Origin of the sequence: Streptomyces sp. NPDC006476 (assembly GCF_040612015.1) — a bacterium.
GTDB classification, from domain to species: domain Bacteria; phylum Actinomycetota; class Actinomycetes; order Streptomycetales; family Streptomycetaceae; genus Streptomyces; species Streptomyces griseorubiginosus_B.
Genome location: NZ_JBEXPK010000005.1, coordinates 81,188 through 100,891 on the forward strand (window position 1 = coordinate 81,188; position 19,704 = coordinate 100,891).

Consider the following 19,704-nt stretch of genomic DNA (forward strand, 5'->3'; position numbering starts at 1 on the left):
GCCCGTTCAGTGCCAGGGTGGCCGCGGACACCAGGCCGATGGCGCTTTCGGCCGGAAGCAGGACCGCGAGCGCGCCAGGGACCGGGAGGGCATGGGCCGGCGGTACGCGTGCACCGCGGCGGACCGGACCCTCTCGCGACGCACCCGGCCACGGCATCGCGGGCCGCCGCGCCCCACGTGTGCCCGTTCAGTGCCAGGGTGGCCGCGGACACCAGGCCGATGGCGCTTTCGGCCGGAAGCAGGACCGCGAGCGCGCCAGGGACCGGGAGGGCATGGGGCGACGGTACGCGTGCACTGCCGCGGACGGGACCCTCTCGCGACGCACCCGGCGATCTCATCGCGGGCCGACGCGCCGTCGGATTAGCAGTCCGCTTGACCGAGTGCTAATCGCGGTCATAGTCTCGGCTCTGGCACTCCCCCCTGGAGAGTGCCAAACAAGCGACGGGCAGGTCCGGCACCCGCGACGACGGATCGACCTGGTCGCCACCTCAGACAGTTAACCCCGTGAGATCTCCGAAGGGGGAGGTCGGATCGTGACGACCGCCAGCTCCAAGGTTGCCATCAAGCCGCTCGAGGACCGCATCGTGGTCCAGCCGCTGGACGCCGAGCAGACCACGGCCTCTGGCCTGGTCATCCCGGACACCGCCAAGGAGAAGCCCCAGGAGGGCGTCGTCCTGGCCGTGGGCCCGGGCCGTTTCGAGAACGGCGAGCGCCTGCCGCTCGACGTCAAGACCGGCGACATCGTGCTGTACAGCAAGTACGGCGGCACCGAGGTGAAGTACAACGGCGAGGAGTACCTCGTCCTCTCGGCTCGCGACGTGCTCGCGATCATCGAGAAGTAGTACCGCCTCAGAGTTTTTCCACGCTGCGCCCCTGGCCCCCGCGACCACCAAGAAGCCGGGCGCCCGGGGCGCAGTGTCTTTGTTAGAACCCACAGATCCGAGAGGGCTCCCGCTGTCATGGCGAAGATCCTGAAGTTCGACGAGGACGCCCGTCGCGCCCTCGAGCGCGGCGTCAACAAGCTGGCCGACACGGTCAAGGTGACGATCGGCCCCAAGGGCCGCAACGTCGTCATCGACAAGAAGTTCGGCGCGCCCACCATCACCAACGACGGCGTCACCATCGCCCGTGAGGTCGAGGTCGAGGACCCCTACGAGAACCTCGGCGCGCAGCTGGTGAAGGAGGTGGCGACCAAGACCAACGACATCGCGGGTGACGGCACCACCACCGCCACCGTGCTCGCCCAGGCGCTGGTGCGCGAGGGCCTGAAGAACGTGGCCGCGGGTGCCTCCCCGGCCGCGCTCAAGAAGGGCATCGACGCCGCCGTCGCCGCCATCTCCGAGGACCTCCTCGCGACGGCCCGCCCGATCGACGAGAAGTCCGACATCGCCGCCGTGGCCGCGCTGTCCGCCCAGGACCAGCAGGTCGGCGAGCTGATCGCCGAGGCGATGGACAAGGTCGGCAAGGACGGTGTCATCACCGTCGAGGAGTCCAACACCTTCGGTCTGGAGCTGGACTTCACCGAGGGCATGGCCTTCGACAAGGGCTACCTGTCCCCGTACTTCGTCACCGACCAGGAGCGTATGGAGGCCGTCCTCGACGACCCGTACATCCTGATCAACCAGGGCAAGATCTCCTCGATCGCCGACCTGCTGCCGCTGCTGGAGAAGGTCATCCAGACCAACTCCTCCAAGCCGCTGCTGATCATCGCCGAGGACGTCGAGGGCGAGGCCCTGTCCACCCTGGTCGTCAACAAGATCCGCGGCACCTTCAACGCGGTCGCGGTCAAGGCTCCCGGCTTCGGTGACCGCCGCAAGGCGATGCTGCAGGACCTGGCGATCCTCACCGGCGCCACGGTCGTCTCCGAGGAGGTCGGCCTCAAGCTCGACCAGGTCGGCCTGGACGTGCTGGGCTCCGCTCGCCGCGTCACCGTCACCAAGGACGACACCACGGTCGTCGACGGCGCCGGCAACTCCGAGGACGTCACGGGCCGCGTCGCCCAGATCAAGGCCGAGATCGAGAACACGGACTCCGACTGGGACCGCGAGAAGCTCCAGGAGCGCCTCGCGAAGCTGGCCGGCGGCGTGTGCGTGATCAAGGTCGGCGCCGCCACCGAGGTGGAGCTGAAGGAGAAGAAGCACCGTCTGGAGGACGCCATCTCCGCGACCCGCGCCGCGGTCGAGGAGGGCATCGTCTCCGGTGGTGGCTCCGCGCTGGTCCACGCCGCCAAGGTGCTCGAGGGCTCCCTCGGCAAGACCGGCGACGAGGCCACCGGTGTCGCCGTCGTCCGTCGCGCGGTCGTCGAGCCGCTGCGCTGGATCGCCGAGAACGCCGGCCTCGAGGGCTACGTCATCACCTCCAAGGTCGCCGAGCTCGACAAGGGCCAGGGCTTCAACGCCGCGACCGGCGAGTACGGCGACCTGGTCAAGGCAGGCGTCATCGACCCGGTCAAGGTCACCCGCTCCGCCCTGGAGAACGCCGCCTCCATCGCCTCCCTCCTCCTGACGACCGAGACCCTGGTCGTCGAGAAGAAGGAAGAGGAGGAGCCGGCGGCCGCGGGCCACGGTCACGGCCACGCCCACTGACGCACCGCAGCACGAAGGCCCGGCACCCTCTGGGGTGCCGGGCCTTTCGGCGTCTACTGCTCCAACTGGTCCAGGGCGCCCAACTGCGCCATCAGCCCGAGCCGGTCGTACTGCCACCAGCCCTCGACCATCTTCCCGTCCTGGTCGCAACGGAAGATGGTCGCCCCGGTCATCACGACGCTCCGACCCGTGGCGGGGAGCCCCATGAACTCACCGGTCTGGGTGCCGCGCCAGGTCCACCGGGTGCACACCCGGTCCCCGTCCGCGATCTGGTCCTCGACGTCGAAGACGAAGTCGAAGCCGGCGCGCCACATGCCGATCTCCCGCCGCATGGCGTCCATGCCCATGGTGTCCTGCTCGTTGGCGGGATCGTGGTCGTGGTAGTTCTCGGCGATCAGGTCGTCGAGCGGTGGCAGATCGCCCTTGACGGCGATCGTCTCGAAGAACCGCCGTACGTTCGCCGCGTACAGCCGGTCGTCCCGCACCACGTCCAGGTCCGTGAAGGTCGGCATCTCCTCGCAGAGAGCCACCATCTCCCGGAAGATCTTGTCCGTCTCGGGCAGGTTCGAGTTCCGCATCGCCTCCTCGTACGACGGGAACTCCACGATCTCGATGAAGTGCGACGCGTCGGAGTGGTCCTTGCCGACCACCGCGTGCGTCGCCGTCCGCTTCCCCCTGGTCTGCTCGACCCATGTGTCCATCAGCCGGTTCATGTCGTCGAAACGGCTGGTCCTGCAGTCGATGAGCTGTACGAAGGTCATGGTGCTGCCTCCGGTCCGCCTGGGTCCGGTTGAACACCCCCATTCTCTGCCCGCCGGCGTCATCGGGCCATGTCGGCGGCTTTGCTGTGGGCGCCCCCGCCATGGGCGCCCTTGCTGTCGGCTCCTTTACTGCGGCCCGTACTTGCGGCCCGTCCGGGAACTGATCCCGCCCAGCAGCCCCCTGGGCGTCACCTTCACGAGGCCCATCAGGGCCTTGTAGCGGGGGTCCGGGATCGACAGGGACTTTCCCCGCGCCAGATCGCCGAGCGCCGCCGCCACCAGTTTGTCCGCGTCGAGCCACATCCAGCCGGGGATGTTGTCCGTGCCCATGCCGGCGCGCTGATGGAACTCCGTGCGCACGAAGCCGGGGCACAGGGCCATCAGGCGTACGCCGCTGCCCGCGAGATCCTTCGCCGCGCCCTGGGTGAACTGCACGACCCACGCTTTGGACGCGCCGTAGGTGCCGCGCGGGACGAAGGCGGCGACGGAGGCGACGTTGACGACACCCCCGCGGCCGCGCTCCCGCATCGCCTCCGTCGCCGCCGACGTCAGCCGGAGCACCGCCTCGCAGTGGACCTTGAGCATCTTCAGTTCGTCCGCCATGGGGACGTCGAGATAGTGGCCCTTGTTGCCGAAGCCGGCGTTGTTGATCAGCAGGTCGACGGGGTTCCTGCGGTCGGAGAGGCGGGCGGCCACCGTCTCGATGCCGTCGTCCGTCGCCAGGTCCGCCGTCACCACCTCCACCTCGACACCGTGCCGGTCGTGGAGTTCGGTCGCCTGTTCGTGCAGCCGCTTGGTGTCCCGGGCCACCAGGACCAGGTTGTGTCCGTCCGCCGCCAGCCGCCGTGCGAACGCGGCGCCGATGCCCGCCGTCGATCCCGTAATCAGAGCCGTTGTCATGGCCCAAGCGTAGTTACCCGGAGGCAAGGAGTCCGATCCGCGGGCGGGCGGTGAGGCAGGTTCAGGTGCCGTACTTCTCGAGGTACTTCCGCGCGTCGGACAGCACCTCCGGATGCAGTGCGTCCCCGGCCGCCAACAGCCTTGGCAGCAGGGTCCGTTCGGTCGTCACCGCGCGGAACTGCAGGGCCACCGTCACGTCGTGGGCGGGCCGGTGCACGATCTCGACCGGATCGCCGGACCGTATCTCACCCGGCTCGATCACCCGCAGATACGCCCCGGGCGCGCCCTGGCGCGTGAACCGCTTCACCCACCCCCGCTCACCCATATGGCCCTGGAAGGTGCCGCACGGGATCCGCCCGCAGGTCACCTCCAGCACGACCCGGTCCCCGATCCGCCACCGCTCGCCGATCAGCGCGCCCGAGACGTCCAGGGCCTCGGTGGTGAGGTTCTCGCCGAAGGAGCCGTTCGCCAGCGGGCGCGCCAGCTCGCGCTCCCAGCCGTCCAGGTCCTCGCGCGCCATGGCGTACACCGCCTGGTCGTCCCCGCCGTGGTGCTGCCGCTTGCACACCGCGTCCCCGGCCAGCCCGCTCCCGCCGACGCCCTTGGGCCCGGGCGCCGCCACCCGCACCGGCCCCGCCACCGGCCGCTTGTCGATACCGGTCACCCCCTCGGGGTTGTCCGTGTACGGCACGGCCCGCGCGCTGCCCAGATTCACCGACAGAAGCCTCATGACGGAACGGTAGGCCGCCGGATCTCAAAGCGTCGACCGATTATTCGACGCCGTACCAAAGTCTTGCTTATCCTTCGCTTATCCTCGAAGGGTGATCGAGGCCCGTCATCTCCGTGTCCTGCGCGCCGTCGCCACCACCGGCTCCTTCTCGGCGGCCGGACGCGCACTGGGCTGCACCCAGCCCGCGGTCAGCCAGCAGATGAAGGCGCTGGAGGCGTCCGTCGGTACCCCGCTGCTCGTCCGCAGCGGGCGCGAGATGCGGCTCACCCAGGCGGGTGAAGCGCTCGTCCGCCACGCCGGCACCATCCTTGCGGGGCTCACCGCCGCCGAGGAGGAGATCGCCGCCATCGCGGGCCTGCGCGCCGGGCGGGTACGGCTCGTGTCGTTCCCCAGCGGCAGTTCCACCCTCGTACCGGCCGCGCTCGCGGCCCTGCGCGCCGCCCACCCCGGCACCCGGGTCTCCCTCGAGGAGGCCGAACCGCCCGCGTCGGTGGAGATGCTGCGCGAGGGCGAGTGCGACGTGGCGCTCGCCTTCCGGTACGAGGGCGCGGCGGGCGGCCAGGAGGGGGAGTGGGACGACCTCGTCGTACGGCCGCTGCTGAGCGACCGGCTCGTCGGGCTCGTACCGGAACGGCACCGGCTCGCCGGCGCCGGGTCCGTGGCCATCGGGGAGCTCGCGGACGAGCCGTGGATCGCCGGATGCCCGCGCTGCCGCGGACAGTTGGTGGAGGTGTGCGAGGGCGCCGGGTTCACCCCGCGGATCGACTTCGCGACCGACGACTATCCGGCCGTGGTCGGTCTGGTGGGCGCCGGTCTGGGCGTCGCGGTGCTGCCGCAGCTGGCCATCGAGTCCGTACGGCCGCGCCACGCGCGCGTGCTGACGCTGCGGCCCGCGGTGCGGCGGGAGATCGTGGCGCTGACGCTGCCGGACCTCGCCCTGGTGCCGGCCGTCGCGGCGACCCTGGACCACCTCGCGCACGCGGCGGCCCGGCAGCCGTGACCCGCGGCCGCTCGACGGCGAGCACGCGCGGGGGCGAGAAAAGAGGCGAGAAAAGAAGGGCACGCGTGCGTGCCCTTCATGTCGGGAGCTCTGGGTCCAGGAGCTCGGGAACCTGGAACGCCGAAACGTTCCTTCAGTTGTTCGAGGCGCTGTCCGCGCCAGTGGCCCCCGCCGACACCAGCCGGTTCCGCGCCCGCCCCATGAGTTCTTCGCGCTCGTCCTCGGTCAGGCCGCCCCACACGCCGTACGGCTCTCGCACCGCCAGCGCATGCGCCGCGCACTGCGCGCGCACGGGGCACCTCATGCAGACCTCCTTGGCCGAGTTCTCGCGAGCGCTCCGGGCCGCGCCTCGCTCGCCCTCCGGATGGAAGAAGAGCGAGCTGTCCACCCCGCGACAGGCAGCCAGCAGCTGCCAGTCCCACAGGTCCGCGTTCGGTCCGGGAAGGCGGGAGAAATCTGCCATTACGTGACCCCTTGTAGCCGTTCTGAGCGGATACGGTGCCCACGACCGTACATCTCTTATCTAAGGAGATGAAAATATGACTCATTGCGAATCTAGCCTCAGACACCAGCAGATGGGAAGAAATAGGGCTGAATGGGGCACCGGTTGTGATGAAACGTTGAGGGTCGGCCCCGCATGTCTGCGCCGTGTCCGCTCCCTCACGTAGAGTGCCGAAGATGGCACACGGCCCCGTAACTCTTTCGAGTGACCGTCGTTGAGAGTGCGGAGGCGGTTGAAACAAGAAGTGCTCGGGCTAGTGTCCGAGACAGTCGACCGCACAGGTGACGATTTCGTACCAGCCTGGAGGCTCAAGGTGACGTGCATCAGCTGCGGAGGGCGGCCATGACATCCGTCCTCGTCTGCGACGACTCCCCGCTTGCCCGAGAGGCGCTCCGCCGCGCGGTCGCGACCGTGCCCGGCGTCGAGCGCGTGACGACCGCGGCCAACGGCGAGGAAGTCCTCCGCCGCTGGGGCGCCGACCGTTCGGACCTGATCCTGATGGACGTACGCATGCCCGGACTGGGCGGCGTCGAGACCGTGCGCCGGCTGCTGTCCGCCGACCCCGGCGCGCGCATCATCATGCTGACCGTCGCCGAGGACCTGGACGGTGTCGCTCTCGCGGTCGCCGCCGGGGCGCGGGGCTACCTCCACAAGGACGCCTCCCGCGCGGAGTTGCGCGCGACGGTGACGCAGGCGCTCGCCGACCCGACCTGGCGGCTCGCCCCGCGGCGGCTGCGGTCCGCCGAGATGGGGGCGGCGCCGACCCTCACCGCGCGGGAGATCCAGGTGCTCGAAGGGATGAGCCATGGGCGGTCCAACGCGGAGATCGGGCGGGAGCTGTTCCTGTCGGAGGACACCGTGAAGACCCATGCTCGGCGGTTGTTCAAGAAGCTGGGTGCGTCCGACCGGGCGCATGCGGTTGCCCTTGGCTTCCGGTGGGGCTTGGTTCGCTGAGAGCTCGGTCGTACCGGCCGTCGTTCTTGTGCGGGTCGTTCGTGGCTGGTCGCGCCCACGCGGCGGTAGCCGCAGTTGATGCAGCCCCGCGCCCCTTCAGGGCGCGGTTCTGCCGTCGGTCACATGGCTCCGTCGGCGCCCGCTGCTCGTTTCGGCGCGGATGCCGCATGCTTGAAGATGTGGAGTCTCTCGGGGACGAGTCGGTCGAGCGGAAGGGGAGGGCGCAGGAGATGAGTTCCGGCGCACCTGCTCATAACGCTTCGGTGCACAACATCGGACGCGATGCCACGGACCACACGGCCGCAAGGCACCATGGACCGATGCGCGACGACGAGGCGGCGAACGCCGCAGGGGCGATCGGTGCACTCGTCCATCGCGCGGTGGACGGGGACGAGCAGGCCACGCACGATCTGCTCGCCCATGTCCACCCGCTGGCGCTGCGGTACTGCCGCACCCGGTTGTCCCGGCTGCCGGGCGACGCCCGGCACTTCGTGGAGGACCTGGCGCAGGAGGTCTGCGTGGCCGTCCTGCTCGCGCTGCCGCGTTACCGGGACACCGGCCGTCCTTTCGAGGCGTTCGTCTTCGCCATCGCCGCGCACAAGGTCGCCGACCTGCAGCGGGCGGCGATGCGGCACCCCGGTTCGACGGCGGTCCCGTCCGACGAGATGCCGGAGCGGCCGGACGACTCGCTGGGCCCCGAGGAGCGCGCGCTGCTCAGCAGCGACGCCGAATGGGCCAAGAAACTGCTGGCCAACCTGCCGGAGAACCAGCGGGAGCTGTTGCTGCTGCGCATCGCGGTGGGGCTCACGGCCGAGGAGACAGGTCAGATGTTGGGAATGTCACCTGGCGCGGTCCGGGTGGCGCAGCACCGGGCCCTGAGCCGGCTCAGGGCACTGGCGGAACAGTAATTCCTGGGCGGTCGGCGGCTTTCCCGAAGTCGGCGCCTTTCTTGAACAGGCCGCTCGGGGATTCCGTACGAACATACGAAGCCCGAGGTCACGCGGAATCGTGGAATTCGACGGCCCTGCTTCCCGTTAGCATGGACATCCGCACCGATCAAGGCCATTTGGAGAAGGTGTCATGACTGCGAACGTCGACGGAGTGCCCGGTAAATTCGCGACACTCGGGCTGACCTACGACGACGTGCTGCTGCTGCCGGGAGCCTCCGAGGTCCTCCCCAACGCGGTCGACACCTCGTCCCGCATCTCGCGCAACGTACGGGTCAACATCCCGCTGCTGTCGGCGGCGATGGACAAGGTGACCGAGTCCCGCATGGCCATCGCGATGGCCCGCCTCGGCGGCGTCGGCGTGCTGCACCGCAACCTCTCGGTCGAGGACCAGGTCAACCAGGTCGACCTGGTCAAGCGGTCCGAGTCCGGCATGGTCACCGACCCCATCACGGTGCACCCGGAGGCCACCCTCGCCGACGCGGACGCGCTGTGCGCCAAGTTCCGCATCAGCGGTGTCCCCGTCACCGACCCGGCCGGCAAGCTCCTGGGCATCGTCACCAACCGTGACATGGCCTTCGAGAGCGACCGCAGCCGCCAGGTGCGCGAGGTCATGACGCCGATGCCGCTGGTCACCGGCAAGGTCGGCATCTCCGGCGTGGACGCCATGGAGCTGCTGCGCCGCCACAAGATCGAGAAGCTTCCGCTGGTCGACGAGGCGGGGGTCCTCAAGGGCCTGATCACCGTCAAGGACTTCGTCAAGGCAGAGAAGTACCCGAACGCCGCCAAGGACTCGGAGGGCCGTCTGCTGGTCGGTGCCGCGGTCGGCGCGAGCCCCGAGGCGCTGGAGCGGGCCCAGGCGCTGGCCGAGGCCGGTGTGGACTTCCTGGTCGTCGACACCTCGCACGGCCACAACAGCAACGCGCTCAGCTGGATGTCGAAGATCAAGTCCAGCGTGAACGTCGACGTGATCGGCGGCAACGTCGCCACCCGCGACGGCGCCCAGGCGCTGATCGACGCCGGTGTCGACGGCATCAAGGTCGGCGTGGGCCCCGGCTCCATCTGCACCACGCGCGTGGTCGCCGGCATCGGTGTCCCGCAGGTCACCGCCATCTACGAAGCCTCCCTCGCCGCCCGCCCGGCCGGCATCCCGCTCATCGGCGACGGCGGCCTGCAGTACTCCGGCGACATCGGCAAGGCGCTGGCCGCCGGCGCCGACACGGTGATGCTGGGCTCGCTGCTCGCGGGCTGCGAGGAGTCGCCCGGCGAGCTGCAGTTCATCAACGGCAAGCAGTTCAAGTCGTACCGCGGCATGGGCTCGCTCGGCGCCATGCAGTCCCGCGGCCAGGGCAAGTCGTACTCGAAGGACCGCTACTTCCAGGCCGAGGTCGCCTCCGACGACAAGCTCGTGCCCGAGGGCATCGAGGGCCAGGTGCCCTACCGCGGCCCGCTCTCCAGCGTCCTGCACCAGCTCGTCGGCGGTCTGCGCCAGACCATGGGCTACGTGGGCGCGGCCACCATCGACGAGATGGAGTCCAAGGGCCGCTTCGTGCGGATCACCTCCGCGGGCCTGAAGGAGAGCCACCCGCACGACATCCAGATGACGGTCGAGGCGCCGAACTACAGCAGCAAGTAGGCGACAGGCGTACGAAGGGCGGTCCCGGATCCATCCGGGGCCGCCCTTGTCGTACCCGTCGGCGATACTGGAAGACGCTGAAACGCATCAGGGAAAGGCCACAGACGTGACTGAGATCGAGATCGGGCGCGGCAAGCGCGGCCGCCGGGCGTACGCCTTCGACGACATCGCCGTCGTCCCCAGCCGCCGTACGCGGGACCCGAAGGAGGTCTCGATCGCCTGGCAGATCGACGCCTACCGCTTCGAGCTGCCCTTCCTGGCCGCCCCCATGGACTCGGTCGTCTCCCCAGCCACCGCGATCCGCATCGGCGAGCTCGGCGGCCTCGGCGTCCTGAACCTCGAAGGCCTGTGGACGCGGCACGAGGACCCGCAGCCGCTGCTCGACGAGATCGTCGAGCTGGACGCGGACACGGCCACCCGCCGCCTCCAGGAGATCTACGCGGCCCCCATCAAGGAGGAGCTGATCGGCGCGCGCATCAAGGAGGTGCGCGACTCCGGCGTGGTCACGGCCGCCGCGCTCTCCCCGCAGCGCACGGCCCAGTTCTCCAAGGCGGTCGTGGACGCGGGCGTCGACATCTTCGTCATCCGCGGTACGACGGTCTCGGCGGAGCACGTCTCCGGCTCGCACGAGCCGCTGAACCTGAAGCAGTTCATCTACGAGCTCGACGTCCCGGTGATCGTCGGCGGCTGCGCCACGTACACGGCGGCCCTGCACCTGATGCGCACGGGCGCGGCGGGCGTGCTGGTCGGCTTCGGCGGCGGCGCGGCGCACACCACGCGCAACGTGCTGGGCATCCAGGTCCCTATGGCGACCGCGGTCGCGGACGTGGCGGCGGCCCGGCGCGACTACATGGACGAGTCCGGCGGCCGGTACGTGCACGTCATCGCGGACGGTGGCGTGGGCTGGTCCGGCGACCTGCCGAAGGCGATCGCCTGCGGTGCCGACTCGGTGATGATGGGCTCCCCGCTCGCGCGGGCGACCGACGCGCCCGGCCGCGGCCACCACTGGGGCATGGAGGCCGTCAACGAGGAGCTGCCGCGCGGCAAGAAGGTCGACCTCGGCACGGTCGGCACGATCGAGGAGGTCCTGACGGGCCCCTCGCACACCCCCGACGGCTCCATGAACTTCTTCGGCGCGCTGCGCCGGGCGATGGCCACGACCGGCTACAGCGAGCTGAAGGAGTTCCAGCGCGTCGAGGTGACGGTGGCGGACTCGCAGCACAAGCGGTAGGGGGTACGGCGCCTGAAGGGCCGGTCACCTGGTGGGTGACCGGCCCTTCCGTGTGCCTGGCTTGCGGGGCGCGTGGGGTGGTGTGGGGGCGTGCGGTTGCGTTCGGGGCGGATATGGGCTGGTCAGCCGGGTCGAGGGCGATAACGTCCGTATCGGCGCCCCAAGTTGTTGGAGCGCCCCCTTCCAAGGATTTGGTTCCGGACCCCGCTCCTCGGGGCCCGGCCCGATTTCCAACGGACCGCCTACCGGGTCAATGGGCGGCGTCGTGGAAGGGGGCGCCGATGGGTCGCCACCGCAAGCCCACTCGCTGGGACCGGATCCGTCTGTGGACGGTGAAGTGCCGGAGGAGGTGGATCTTGCGGATTTTCGGATGGTGAGCGGCCGCCCCCACGCAACTTAGGGGCGGACACTCCGTGATCCATCCAGGAGCCTGCCGCAGTTGCCCGCTGCGGTGGGCTCCACCTGTCTCCGTAAGGTACCCGCGCCGCGGCCGCCATGCCACCAGCCCCGAAGTCCGGCACACCCGCGCGCCCCCCTTCACCACCCACGCGCCGCCCCTCCGCCGCGCACCGGCAGCGTCAGAGTGCCGCCTTCTTGGCCCCCGTGAAGGCGACGTACGCGGCGATCGCGAAGAACACGAACGTCAGCGGGTCGGCGTCCGCCTTCCAGGCCGCCTGGACGACGTCGAAGTGCTGGAAGAACAGTTCGCTGAAGCTGAGCGGGGTCTCCTTGGCGCCGATCATCGCCTCGCCCACCAGCTGGCCGATGTAGACGGAGCCCAGGGAGAGCACCGCGCTCGCGACCGGCAGCACGGGGTTGCGGCCCCCGAGACGGCCCGCCGCGAGGCCGACCAGGAAGCCGACTCCGACCGCCGCCCAGCCGATCTCGTGCTTGGTCATGCCGATGATCGCACCGTAGACGCCGGCGGCGGCGACGGCGGCGACGACGGCGGCCATCAGACCGAGGCCGACGTTGTTGCGCGCCGGAACGGGAGCGGGGACGGCCCCGTACGGGACCCCCGGTGCCGGCGGCGGGGGTACGGCGCCCGGCTGCGGGGCGTACGGAGCGCCGTCGGTCGGCTGCTGCGCGTACGGGTTGCCGTCGACCGGCTGCGGCTGCGGCTGGGACTGGGCCTCCGGCTGCGCCGACGGCTGCTGCGGCGGTGGAGCTGACTGGCTCATGACAGGAATCCCCCCACGGGATGGAACGTGCGGAATGGTGAAGCGGAGAAACGTGCGCACGACTGTGCGACGAGTGAGGGGAGACTAACAGGCAGGACTGACACGGCCACCAGTGAATTTGCCGTCAGAGCCGGTGCGCCGCCCCCGTCGGTGCCGCCCCGCGCGTGTCCAGGAGCAGCTGGGCCTTCACCGACAGGCCCTGGAGGTCGTACGTGCGGTGGTGCTGGAGCAGGATCGTCAGGTCGGCGTCGGCGGCGGCCTCGTAGAGGGAGTCGGCGCGCGGGACCGGACGGTCGAGGACGTTCCAGGACGGGACGTGCGGGTCGTGGTAGCTGACGGAGGCGCCCAGTTCCATCAGGCGGACGGCGATCTCGCGCGCGGGGGTGGCCTGTTGGTCGGCGAGGTCGGGCTTGTAGGTGACGCCGAGCAGGAGGACGCGGGCGCCGCGCGCGGACTTGCCGTGTTCGTTCAGGAGCGTGGCCGCGCGCTGGACGACGTAACGCGGCATCTGGCTGTTGACCTGCTGTGCCAGTTCGACCATGCGCAGGGTGCGGCCGGCGGGGACGGTCAGGTCCTGCGGGACGGCGTGGCCGCCGACGCCGGGGCCGGGGCGGAAGGCGTGGAAGCCGAACGGCTTGGTCTCGGCGCAGCGGATCACGTCCCAGAGGTCGACGCCGAGGTCGTGGCAGAGGACGGCCATCTCGTTGACCAGGGCGATGTTGACGTGCCGGAAATTCGTCTCCAGGAGCTGGACCGTCTCCGCTTCGCGCAGGCCACGCGCGCGTACCACCTTGTCGGTGAGGCGGCCGTAGAAGGCCGCGGCCGACTCGGTGCAGGCGGGGGTGAGGCCGCCGATCACCTTGGGGGTGCCGGCGGGCGTGACGTCGCGGTTGCCGGGGTCCACCCGGCTGGGGGAGTAGGCGAGGTGGAAATCGCGCCCCGCGCGCAGCCGTGAACCCTCTTCGAGGATCGGGCGGAGCAGGTTCTCCGTGGTGCCCGGGGGGACCGCCGACTCGAGGATCACCGTGGTGTGCGGGCGCAGGTGGGCGGCCAGGGTGCGGGCCGCCGCCTCCACCTGGGCGAGGTCGAGACCGCCGTCCGGACCGGGCGGGGTCGGCGCGCAGATGACCGCGGTGCGGACGCGGCCCAGCTCAGCGGGGCTGGTGGCGTGCCGGAAGCCCCCCGAGAGCATCCGGCGCAGTTCGGCGGGGCTGAGCGAGCCGGGCTCCGGCCCGGTGCGGTAACCGAGCGTGGGGATGCCCGCGGCCACGGCGGCCTGGGCCAGGGGCAGGCCGAACGGGCCGAGTCCGATGACGGCGAGATCTGCGGGCATGGCGTGGGCCGTCCTTCCCAGTAACCGAAGCGGGACAGGTGCGCAAGCCCGGTGGACAGGATGGGCGAGCGCAATGTCAGACTAGGAGTAAATATGACCGTTATGCGGGATTGGTCGCCTGTGTTTTCCGGTCGTCCCGGGAAAGTTGTCCACAGGGTGGGGAGCCGTGGTGGCTGAAGTCGGGCAAGACGGTCAGAATTTGGGCATGGGGGGTACGACACGGGCTTCGCCCGACGGGTGCGGCCGGCGCTATCGATAGCGGGAGGCAGCAGTGAGGACAGCGACACTGGGGCCGGTGCAGCGGGCCGAGTCACTGGCGGCAATGGCCGAGCGCGAGCTGGACGTGCTGGTGGTGGGCGGCGGTGTGGTCGGTGCGGGCACCGCCCTCGACGCCGTGACCCGCGGCCTGTCCACCGGGCTGGTCGAGGCGCGTGACTGGGCGTCGGGCACCTCCAGCAGGTCCAGCAAGCTGATCCATGGCGGACTGCGCTATCTGGAGATGCTGGACTTCGCCCTCGTGCGGGAGGCGCTCAAGGAGCGCGGGCTGCTGCTGGAGCGCCTCGCCCCGCACCTCGTGAAGCCGGTGCCGTTCCTGTACCCGCTGCAGCACCAGGGCTGGGAGCGGCTGTACGCCGGCTCGGGCGTCGCGCTCTACGACGCGATGTCCATGGCCCGCGGACACGGGCGCGGTCTGCCGGCCCACCGGCACCTGACCCGCCGTCACGCCCTGCGCGTCGCGCCCGCCTTGAAGAAGGACGCACTGGTCGGAGCCCTGCAGTACTACGACGCCCAGATGGACGACGCGCGGTACGTGGCCACCCTGGTGCGCACGGCGGCCGCATACGGCGCAACGTGCGCCAACCGCGCCCGGGTGACGGGTTTCCTGCGTGAGGGCGAGCGGGTCGTGGGCGCGCGCGTGCAGGACGTCGAGGCTGGCGGCGAGTACGAGATCCACGCCAAGCAGGTCGTCAACGCGACCGGGGTGTGGACCGACGACACCCAGGCGCTGGTTGGCGAGCGCGGACAGTTCCACGTCCGTGCCTCCAAGGGCATCCACCTCGTCGTGCCGAAGGACCGCATCAACTCCTCGACGGGCCTGATCCTGCGCACGGAGAAGTCCGTCCTCTTCGTCATCCCCTGGGGCCGGCACTGGATCGTCGGCACGACCGACACCGACTGGGACCTCGACAAGGCGCACCCGGCCGCCTCCAGCGCGGACATCGACTATCTGCTGGAACATGTGAACTCGGTGCTCGCCGTGCCGCTCACCCGCGACGACGTCCAGGGCGTGTACGCGGGGCTGCGCCCGCTGCTGGCCGGCGAGTCCGACGCCACCAGCAAGCTGTCGCGCGAGCACACCGTGGCCCACCCGGTGCCGGGGCTGGTGGTCGTGGCAGGCGGCAAGTACACGACCTACCGGGTCATGGCCAAGGACGCCGTCGACGAGGCGGTGCACGGGCTCGACATGCGGGTCGCCGAGTGCGTCACGGAGGACGTGCCGCTGCTGGGCGCCGAGGGGTACCGGGCGCTGTGGAACGCGCGAGCGCGGATCGCGGCCCGGACGGGGCTGCACGTGGTGCGCGTGGAGCATCTGCTGAACCGTTACGGCTCGTTGGCCGAGGAGGTCCTCGACCTCATCGCCGCCGACTCCTCGCTGGGCGAGCCGATGCCGGCCGCCGACGACTATCTGCGCGCCGAGATCGTGTACGCCGCCTCGCACGAGGGGGCGCGGCATCTGGACGACGTCATGACCCGGCGCACCCGTATCTCCATCGAGACCTTCGACCGGGGGACGCGCAGCGCCCGTGAGGCCGCCGAGCTGATGGCGCCGGTGCTGGGCTGGGACAAGGACCAGATCGAGCGCGAGGTCGAGCACTACGAGAAGCGGGTGGAGGCCGAGCGGGAGTCCCAGCGGCAGCCGGACGACCTGACGGCGGACGCGGCGCGGCTGGGGGCGCCGGACATCGTGCCGTTGTAGGGCGCCGGACACTGTGGCGCTGTAGGGGGCCGGTGCGGGGTCCCGGACACTGTGCCCGCTGCGGGGTCCCGGACACTGTGCCCGCTGCGGGGTGCCGTTCTTGGGGCACCCCGTAGCCGCCGTCCCCGGGGAGCCCCGCTCGGTTCACTCGAACGAGTGTCGTGAACCGGGATCTTCGTTCGGAACCGGATCGTTCTACGAGATGCGGGGGCAGAACTCGGCGGCGAGCAGGGCCGGTTCGAGGTCGGGGTCTGTGATCGCCGTCGTGTTCACCCGGTAGGTGAGGACGCGACGGCCGTCGACGGTGGCCGCGGTGCGCACGTAGCTGCCGAGGATGCGGCCGTTGTGTCCCCACACCGTGGTGCCGCACGGCAGCTTCTCCGGATACAGGCCCATGCCGTACAAGCCGTGTGCGGCGCGGGTGTCGCGCATCTCGCGCAGCCGGCGCGGGGGCAGCAGACGCCCGCCGAGCAGGGCCGTGTAGAAGCGGTCCAGATCGGTGAGCGTGGTCACCAGCTCGCCCGCGGCCCCGGCCACCCGCGGGTCGAGTTCGGTGACGTCGGTTCCGTCGGCGGCGTAGGCGCGGCCGTGCGGGGAGGGAAGCGACATGCGGGAGCCAGGGAAGGAGGTGCCGGTCAGACCCAGCGGAGCGATGATGCGGCGCTCGGCCTCGGCGGCGTAGGAGTGACCGGTCACCTGCCGGACGACCATGCCGAGCAGGACGTAGTTGGTGTTCGAGTAGGAGAAACGGCCGGGGTGGGCCGGGGGGTGGGTGAGGGCCATGCGTACGGCCTGACGAGGGGAGAGGGGGACCAGGCCCTTGGTGTCGGCAGTGAAGTCGCGCAGACCGCTGGTGTGGGTGAGCAGGGCGCGCAGGGTGATCGTGCGGCCGTCGGTGCCGGCTCCGCGCACCAGACCGGGCAGGTGCTGCTCCACGGTGTCGGACAGCTTCAGCCGGTGGTCTTCGGCCAGTTGCAGGACGAGCGTCGCGATGAACGTCTTCGTCATGCTCCCGGCGCGGAAGTGGTCGTCGCGGGCGATGCCGGTACCGGCCCGGGCGTAGTGACTTCCGGCTCCATCGCGGACCAGCAGCGCCGCGGCCGGGGCGCCGCCCCGCGTGACCAGCAGCGGGAGGACCGCGTCCGTGGTCGGCGGCCGGGGCGCGGAGGAGTCGGCCGGGGTCAGGGCGAGCAGCGCCAGGGACAGTGGCAGGACCAGCAGCGCTCGAAGCGACGGCATCGTGGGCTCCTCCCTTGTCACGGCACATCATCCAGGGTGGCGGGACGCGGACTTGGTCCGGGTCTGGCGGCGAGGAGGTGGCTTTGCGATGGTTGTGACGGTCCTGTAAGGGGACTGAGCGAGGTCGGTCGGCCGTCGAACCGGTGTGCGCGGGCCGTCGTCGGGCCAGGGGCACCCTGGGCGTCGGGCACTTGTCGGGTGAGGGACAATGGAGGCTCTGTCAGGGCGGGTTGTATGAGGGGACGCATGTCGGAGGCGGAGCGGGCGGGTACATCTCGTCAGGACACTCGTCAGGACAAGAGCGAGCGTCTTCTCGCCGGGCGATACCGGCTGCACGACGTGCTCGGCCGCGGCGGCATGGGCACGGTGTGGCGGGCCGAGGACGAGACCCTGGGCAGGACGGTCGCCGTCAAGGAGCTGCGGTTCCCGTCGAACATCGACGACGACGAGAAGCGCCGGCTGATCACACGGACGCTGCGTGAGGCCAAGGCGATCGCGCGGATCCGCAACAACAGTGCGGTGACGGTCTTCGACGTGGTCGACGAGGACGACCGGCCGTGGATCGTGATGGAGCTCGTCGAGGGCAAGTCGCTGGCCGAGGTCATCCGGGAGGACGGCCTGCTGGAGCCCAAGCGGGCCGCCGAGGTCGGGCTGGCCATCCTGGACGTGCTGCGCTCGGCGCACCGCGAGGGCATCCTGCACCGCGACGTGAAGCCGTCGAACGTGCTGCTGGAGTCCGACACCGACCGGGTGGTGCTCACCGACTTCGGCATCGCCCAGGTCGAGGGCGACCCGTCCATCACCTCCACCGGCATGCTCGTCGGCGCGCCCTCCTACATCTCCCCGGAGCGGGCCCGCGGGCACAAGCCGGGTCCCGCGGCGGACCTGTGGTCGCTCGGTGGACTGCTGTACGCGGCGGTCGAGGGCGTGCCGCCCTACGACAAGGGCTCCGCGATCGCGACCCTGACCGCCGTGATGACCGAGCCGCTGGAGGAGCCGAAGAACGCGGGTCCACTGAAGGACGTCATCTACGGGCTGCTCACCAAGGACCCGGCGCAGCGGCTCGACGACGCCCGGGCGCGGGCGATGCTCAACGCCGTCATCCACGCGCCCGAGCGCCGGGCCGAGCCGGAGCCGCCGGCGGACGCGACCAAGGTCGTGCCGATCCCGGCGCAACCGGACCGGCCCGCTGGCAAGGGCGGTTCGGGTGGCTCCGGGAGCAAGCGGGGCGAGGAGGCCGGGGAGAAGCTGCGCGGGGCGCTGCGCTCCATGCGCAAGGCCGCCGTGGCGGCTGCGGCCGGTTCGGCGGCCACGTCCCGCGGCAAGTCGGGCGGTGGTACGGCGGGTTCGGGCGCCGGGGGTGCCGCGTCGGGCGGGACCGTGGCCGACGGGACCGCCGGAACGGGGGCGAAGGGGGCCGCGGTTCCGCCGCCGCCCGGGGCTCCTCCCGCGGCGCCGGGTGCGCCCAAGGTCCCGGGTGCTCCCTCGGCCTCGCGTGGTGCTGCGGCTCCGGCGGGCGGGAAGGCGTCTTCGGCGCCGTCGATTCCGTCGCAGTCGTCGGCTTCTTCTGCCGGGTCTTCATCTACCGCGCCCGCCTCCGCCGGGTCCTCTTCTGTCGGGTCCTCTTCTGTCGGGTCGGCGGCTTCCGGAACTGCTGCGGCTTCCAGTGCCTCTGCGGGGCTTGCGGGATCTGCGGGCTCTTCCGCCTCCCCGGCGTCCTCCGCCTCCTCGGCGTCTCCCGGGGGACCCTCCGGAGGTTCGAAGGGTGCGGGGCAGGGAGCGAGCGGGGCGGCCGGTGGCCGGAGTTCGGGGTGGCCGGTGATGACGCCGCCCGATCTGCCGCCGCGGCCCGTGCCGAGGGCGCCGATCACCGACGTGGTGCCCCGGCGGACGCTGGTGATCATCGCGGTGGTCGTCGCGCTCGCCGTGATCGGGACCGTGCTGGCCCTCACGCTGGGCGGGGGCGACGACACTTCCGACAACGGGGCGAAGAAGGGCGGCGGAAAGGCAGTCGCGAGCGCGTCCGCCGGCCCTCGTACCAAGGAGGACACGGGCGCCGGAGGCAAGGCCGACGGCGGCTCGACGAAGTCCCCGGGGGTATCGACCGGGGACGGTACTCCGGGCAACAGCCCGAGCGCGTCCGGCGGCAGCGGGGCGCAGGCGGGCGGTTCCTCCGGTGACGACGGCGCGGTGGCGTCGACGTACACGGGGAGCCAGGGGTACTCGATCGGTTTGCCCAAGGGCTGGAAGTACCAGTCGACGAGTGCCGCGGGAGACCGGTTCACCGGGCCGGACGGGCAGAAGCTGCTCGTCGCCTGGACGTCCACGCCGAAGAGCGACCCGGTGGGGGACTGGAAGAACCAGGAGCGCTACATGGTGCGCTCGCAGTACCAGAAGATCCGCATAGAGCAGGTGGACTACCGCGGCTGGAACGCGGCCGACTGGGAGTTCACCTATGTGGAGGGCGGGACGCAGTACCGGACGATCGACCGGGGATTCGTCGTGAACGGCCATCTCGGGTACGCCCTGATGTACACGGCGAAAGCCGCGAACTGGGACAGTGACCTCCGTAAGGACACCTGGCACACGCTCGCGAAGACGTTCGAACCGAAGTCGTAAAGTGACTGGTCCGAGTTTGAAGCGTCAGATCTGGCATCCCCTCTCTGTGGGTTGCCTCCGGCACGTATCGTGAAGGCTTGCGGACCGTACGCATCCAGGTATGCGTTC

General features: G+C 70.6%; 16 protein-coding genes. 9 read left to right on the top strand and 7 right to left on the bottom strand.

The features are described from left to right. Positions 1 to 533: 533 nt before the first annotated feature. Both groES and groL read left to right on the top strand, forming a co-directional pair. The gene (groES, locus tag ABZZ74_RS07555; RefSeq protein ID WP_055493212.1) at positions 534 to 842 is read left to right on the top strand and encodes a co-chaperone GroES; all 309 of its coding nucleotides are present in this window, start codon (positions 534 to 536) and stop codon (positions 840 to 842) included. Positions 843 to 959: 117 nt separating this feature from the next. Next, positions 960 to 2,585, top strand: a complete 1,626-nt coding sequence (groL, locus tag ABZZ74_RS07560) for a chaperonin GroEL (protein ID WP_133043233.1) — start codon at positions 960 to 962, stop codon at positions 2,583 to 2,585. Between the two features lie 53 nt (positions 2,586 to 2,638). On the opposite strand, the gene ABZZ74_RS07565 is transcribed toward groL, so the two are convergent. The 3 genes from ABZZ74_RS07565 to ABZZ74_RS07575 form a co-directional block, all read right to left on the bottom strand. Next, positions 2,639 to 3,346 carry an ester cyclase gene (locus ABZZ74_RS07565; protein WP_356762368.1) on the bottom strand — a complete coding sequence of 236 codons (708 nt, stop codon included), beginning with the start codon at positions 3,344 to 3,346 and terminating at the stop codon, positions 2,639 to 2,641. A gap of 126 nt (positions 3,347 to 3,472) precedes the next feature. Beyond that, positions 3,473 to 4,246, bottom strand: coding sequence for an SDR family oxidoreductase (locus ABZZ74_RS07570; RefSeq protein WP_356762369.1), 774 nt, complete (start codon positions 4,244 to 4,246; stop codon positions 3,473 to 3,475). Positions 4,247 to 4,307: 61 nt separating this feature from the next. Further along, positions 4,308 to 4,976: an MOSC domain-containing protein gene (locus ABZZ74_RS07575; RefSeq protein ID WP_356762370.1), complete on the bottom strand. Its 669-nt coding sequence runs from the start codon at positions 4,974 to 4,976 to the stop codon at positions 4,308 to 4,310. 91 nt (positions 4,977 to 5,067) lie between these two features. Between ABZZ74_RS07575 and ABZZ74_RS07580 the strand changes: the two genes are divergently transcribed. Beyond that, positions 5,068 to 5,976, top strand: coding sequence for a LysR family transcriptional regulator (locus ABZZ74_RS07580; protein ID WP_356762371.1), 909 nt, complete (start codon positions 5,068 to 5,070; stop codon positions 5,974 to 5,976). A gap of 133 nt (positions 5,977 to 6,109) precedes the next feature. On the opposite strand, the gene ABZZ74_RS07585 is transcribed toward ABZZ74_RS07580, so the two are convergent. Then, on the bottom strand, positions 6,110 to 6,439 hold the full coding sequence (locus ABZZ74_RS07585; RefSeq protein ID WP_356762372.1) for a WhiB family transcriptional regulator: 330 nt from the start codon (positions 6,437 to 6,439) through the stop codon (positions 6,110 to 6,112). Between the two features lie 381 nt (positions 6,440 to 6,820). Between ABZZ74_RS07585 and ABZZ74_RS07590 the strand changes: the two genes are divergently transcribed. From ABZZ74_RS07590 to ABZZ74_RS07605, 4 genes are all read left to right on the top strand, one after another. Further along, positions 6,821 to 7,432 (top strand): response regulator transcription factor, encoded by a 612-nt coding sequence (locus ABZZ74_RS07590; RefSeq protein WP_003948568.1) that lies wholly within the window; start codon positions 6,821 to 6,823, stop codon positions 7,430 to 7,432. A 320-nt stretch (positions 7,433 to 7,752) separates the two neighbouring features. Then, positions 7,753 to 8,340: a sigma-70 family RNA polymerase sigma factor gene (locus tag ABZZ74_RS07595; protein ID WP_093724548.1), complete on the top strand. Its 588-nt coding sequence runs from the start codon at positions 7,753 to 7,755 to the stop codon at positions 8,338 to 8,340. Positions 8,341 to 8,512: 172 nt separating this feature from the next. Next, the gene (gene guaB, locus ABZZ74_RS07600; RefSeq protein ID WP_356762373.1) at positions 8,513 to 10,015 is read left to right on the top strand and encodes an IMP dehydrogenase; all 1,503 of its coding nucleotides are present in this window, start codon (positions 8,513 to 8,515) and stop codon (positions 10,013 to 10,015) included. A gap of 106 nt (positions 10,016 to 10,121) precedes the next feature. After that, positions 10,122 to 11,246 carry a GuaB3 family IMP dehydrogenase-related protein gene (locus ABZZ74_RS07605; protein WP_133043226.1) on the top strand — a complete coding sequence of 375 codons (1,125 nt, stop codon included), beginning with the start codon at positions 10,122 to 10,124 and terminating at the stop codon, positions 11,244 to 11,246. A 578-nt stretch (positions 11,247 to 11,824) separates the two neighbouring features. Here ABZZ74_RS07605 and ABZZ74_RS07610 read toward each other — a convergent pair. Further along, positions 11,825 to 12,427, bottom strand: coding sequence for a hypothetical protein (locus ABZZ74_RS07610; protein WP_356762374.1), 603 nt, complete (start codon positions 12,425 to 12,427; stop codon positions 11,825 to 11,827). A gap of 124 nt (positions 12,428 to 12,551) precedes the next feature. After that, positions 12,552 to 13,760 carry a nucleotide sugar dehydrogenase gene (locus tag ABZZ74_RS07615; RefSeq protein WP_356762375.1) on the bottom strand — a complete coding sequence of 403 codons (1,209 nt, stop codon included), beginning with the start codon at positions 13,758 to 13,760 and terminating at the stop codon, positions 12,552 to 12,554. A gap of 271 nt (positions 13,761 to 14,031) precedes the next feature. Between ABZZ74_RS07615 and ABZZ74_RS07620 the strand changes: the two genes are divergently transcribed. Beyond that, a complete protein-coding gene (locus tag ABZZ74_RS07620; protein ID WP_356762376.1) occupies positions 14,032 to 15,738 on the top strand; it encodes a glycerol-3-phosphate dehydrogenase/oxidase in 1,707 nt (568 codons plus the stop codon). A gap of 195 nt (positions 15,739 to 15,933) precedes the next feature. Here the strand turns inward: ABZZ74_RS07620 and ABZZ74_RS07625 are convergent, their stop codons facing one another. Next, positions 15,934 to 16,977 (bottom strand): serine hydrolase domain-containing protein, encoded by a 1,044-nt coding sequence (locus ABZZ74_RS07625; protein ID WP_356762378.1) that lies wholly within the window; start codon positions 16,975 to 16,977, stop codon positions 15,934 to 15,936. A 246-nt stretch (positions 16,978 to 17,223) separates the two neighbouring features. Between ABZZ74_RS07625 and ABZZ74_RS07630 the strand changes: the two genes are divergently transcribed. Continuing rightward, a complete protein-coding gene (locus tag ABZZ74_RS07630) occupies positions 17,224 to 19,596 on the top strand; it encodes a serine/threonine-protein kinase (protein WP_356762379.1) in 2,373 nt (790 codons plus the stop codon). The last annotated feature ends 108 nt before the right edge of the window (positions 19,597 to 19,704 follow it).

Coding starts and splice junctions, on each gene's coding strand:
- groL (WP_133043233.1), top strand. CDS start 960: ATGGCGAAGATCCTGAAGTTCGACGAGGACGCCCGTCGCGCCCTCGAG.
- ABZZ74_RS07565 (WP_356762368.1), bottom strand. CDS start 3,346: ATGACCTTCGTACAGCTCATCGACTGCAGGACCAGCCGTTTCGACGAC.
- ABZZ74_RS07570 (WP_356762369.1), bottom strand. CDS start 4,246: ATGACAACGGCTCTGATTACGGGATCGACGGCGGGCATCGGCGCCGCG.
- ABZZ74_RS07575 (WP_356762370.1), bottom strand. CDS start 4,976: ATGAGGCTTCTGTCGGTGAATCTGGGCAGCGCGCGGGCCGTGCCGTAC.
- ABZZ74_RS07585 (WP_356762372.1), bottom strand. CDS start 6,439: ATGGCAGATTTCTCCCGCCTTCCCGGACCGAACGCGGACCTGTGGGAC.
- ABZZ74_RS07590 (WP_003948568.1), top strand. CDS start 6,821: ATGACATCCGTCCTCGTCTGCGACGACTCCCCGCTTGCCCGAGAGGCG.
- ABZZ74_RS07595 (WP_093724548.1), top strand. CDS start 7,753: ATGCGCGACGACGAGGCGGCGAACGCCGCAGGGGCGATCGGTGCACTC.
- guaB (WP_356762373.1), top strand. CDS start 8,513: ATGACTGCGAACGTCGACGGAGTGCCCGGTAAATTCGCGACACTCGGG.
- ABZZ74_RS07610 (WP_356762374.1), bottom strand. CDS start 12,427: ATGAGCCAGTCAGCTCCACCGCCGCAGCAGCCGTCGGCGCAGCCGGAG.
- ABZZ74_RS07615 (WP_356762375.1), bottom strand. CDS start 13,760: ATGCCCGCAGATCTCGCCGTCATCGGACTCGGCCCGTTCGGCCTGCCC.
- ABZZ74_RS07625 (WP_356762378.1), bottom strand. CDS start 16,977: ATGCCGTCGCTTCGAGCGCTGCTGGTCCTGCCACTGTCCCTGGCGCTG.
- ABZZ74_RS07630 (WP_356762379.1), top strand. CDS start 17,224: ATGTCGGAGGCGGAGCGGGCGGGTACATCTCGTCAGGACACTCGTCAG.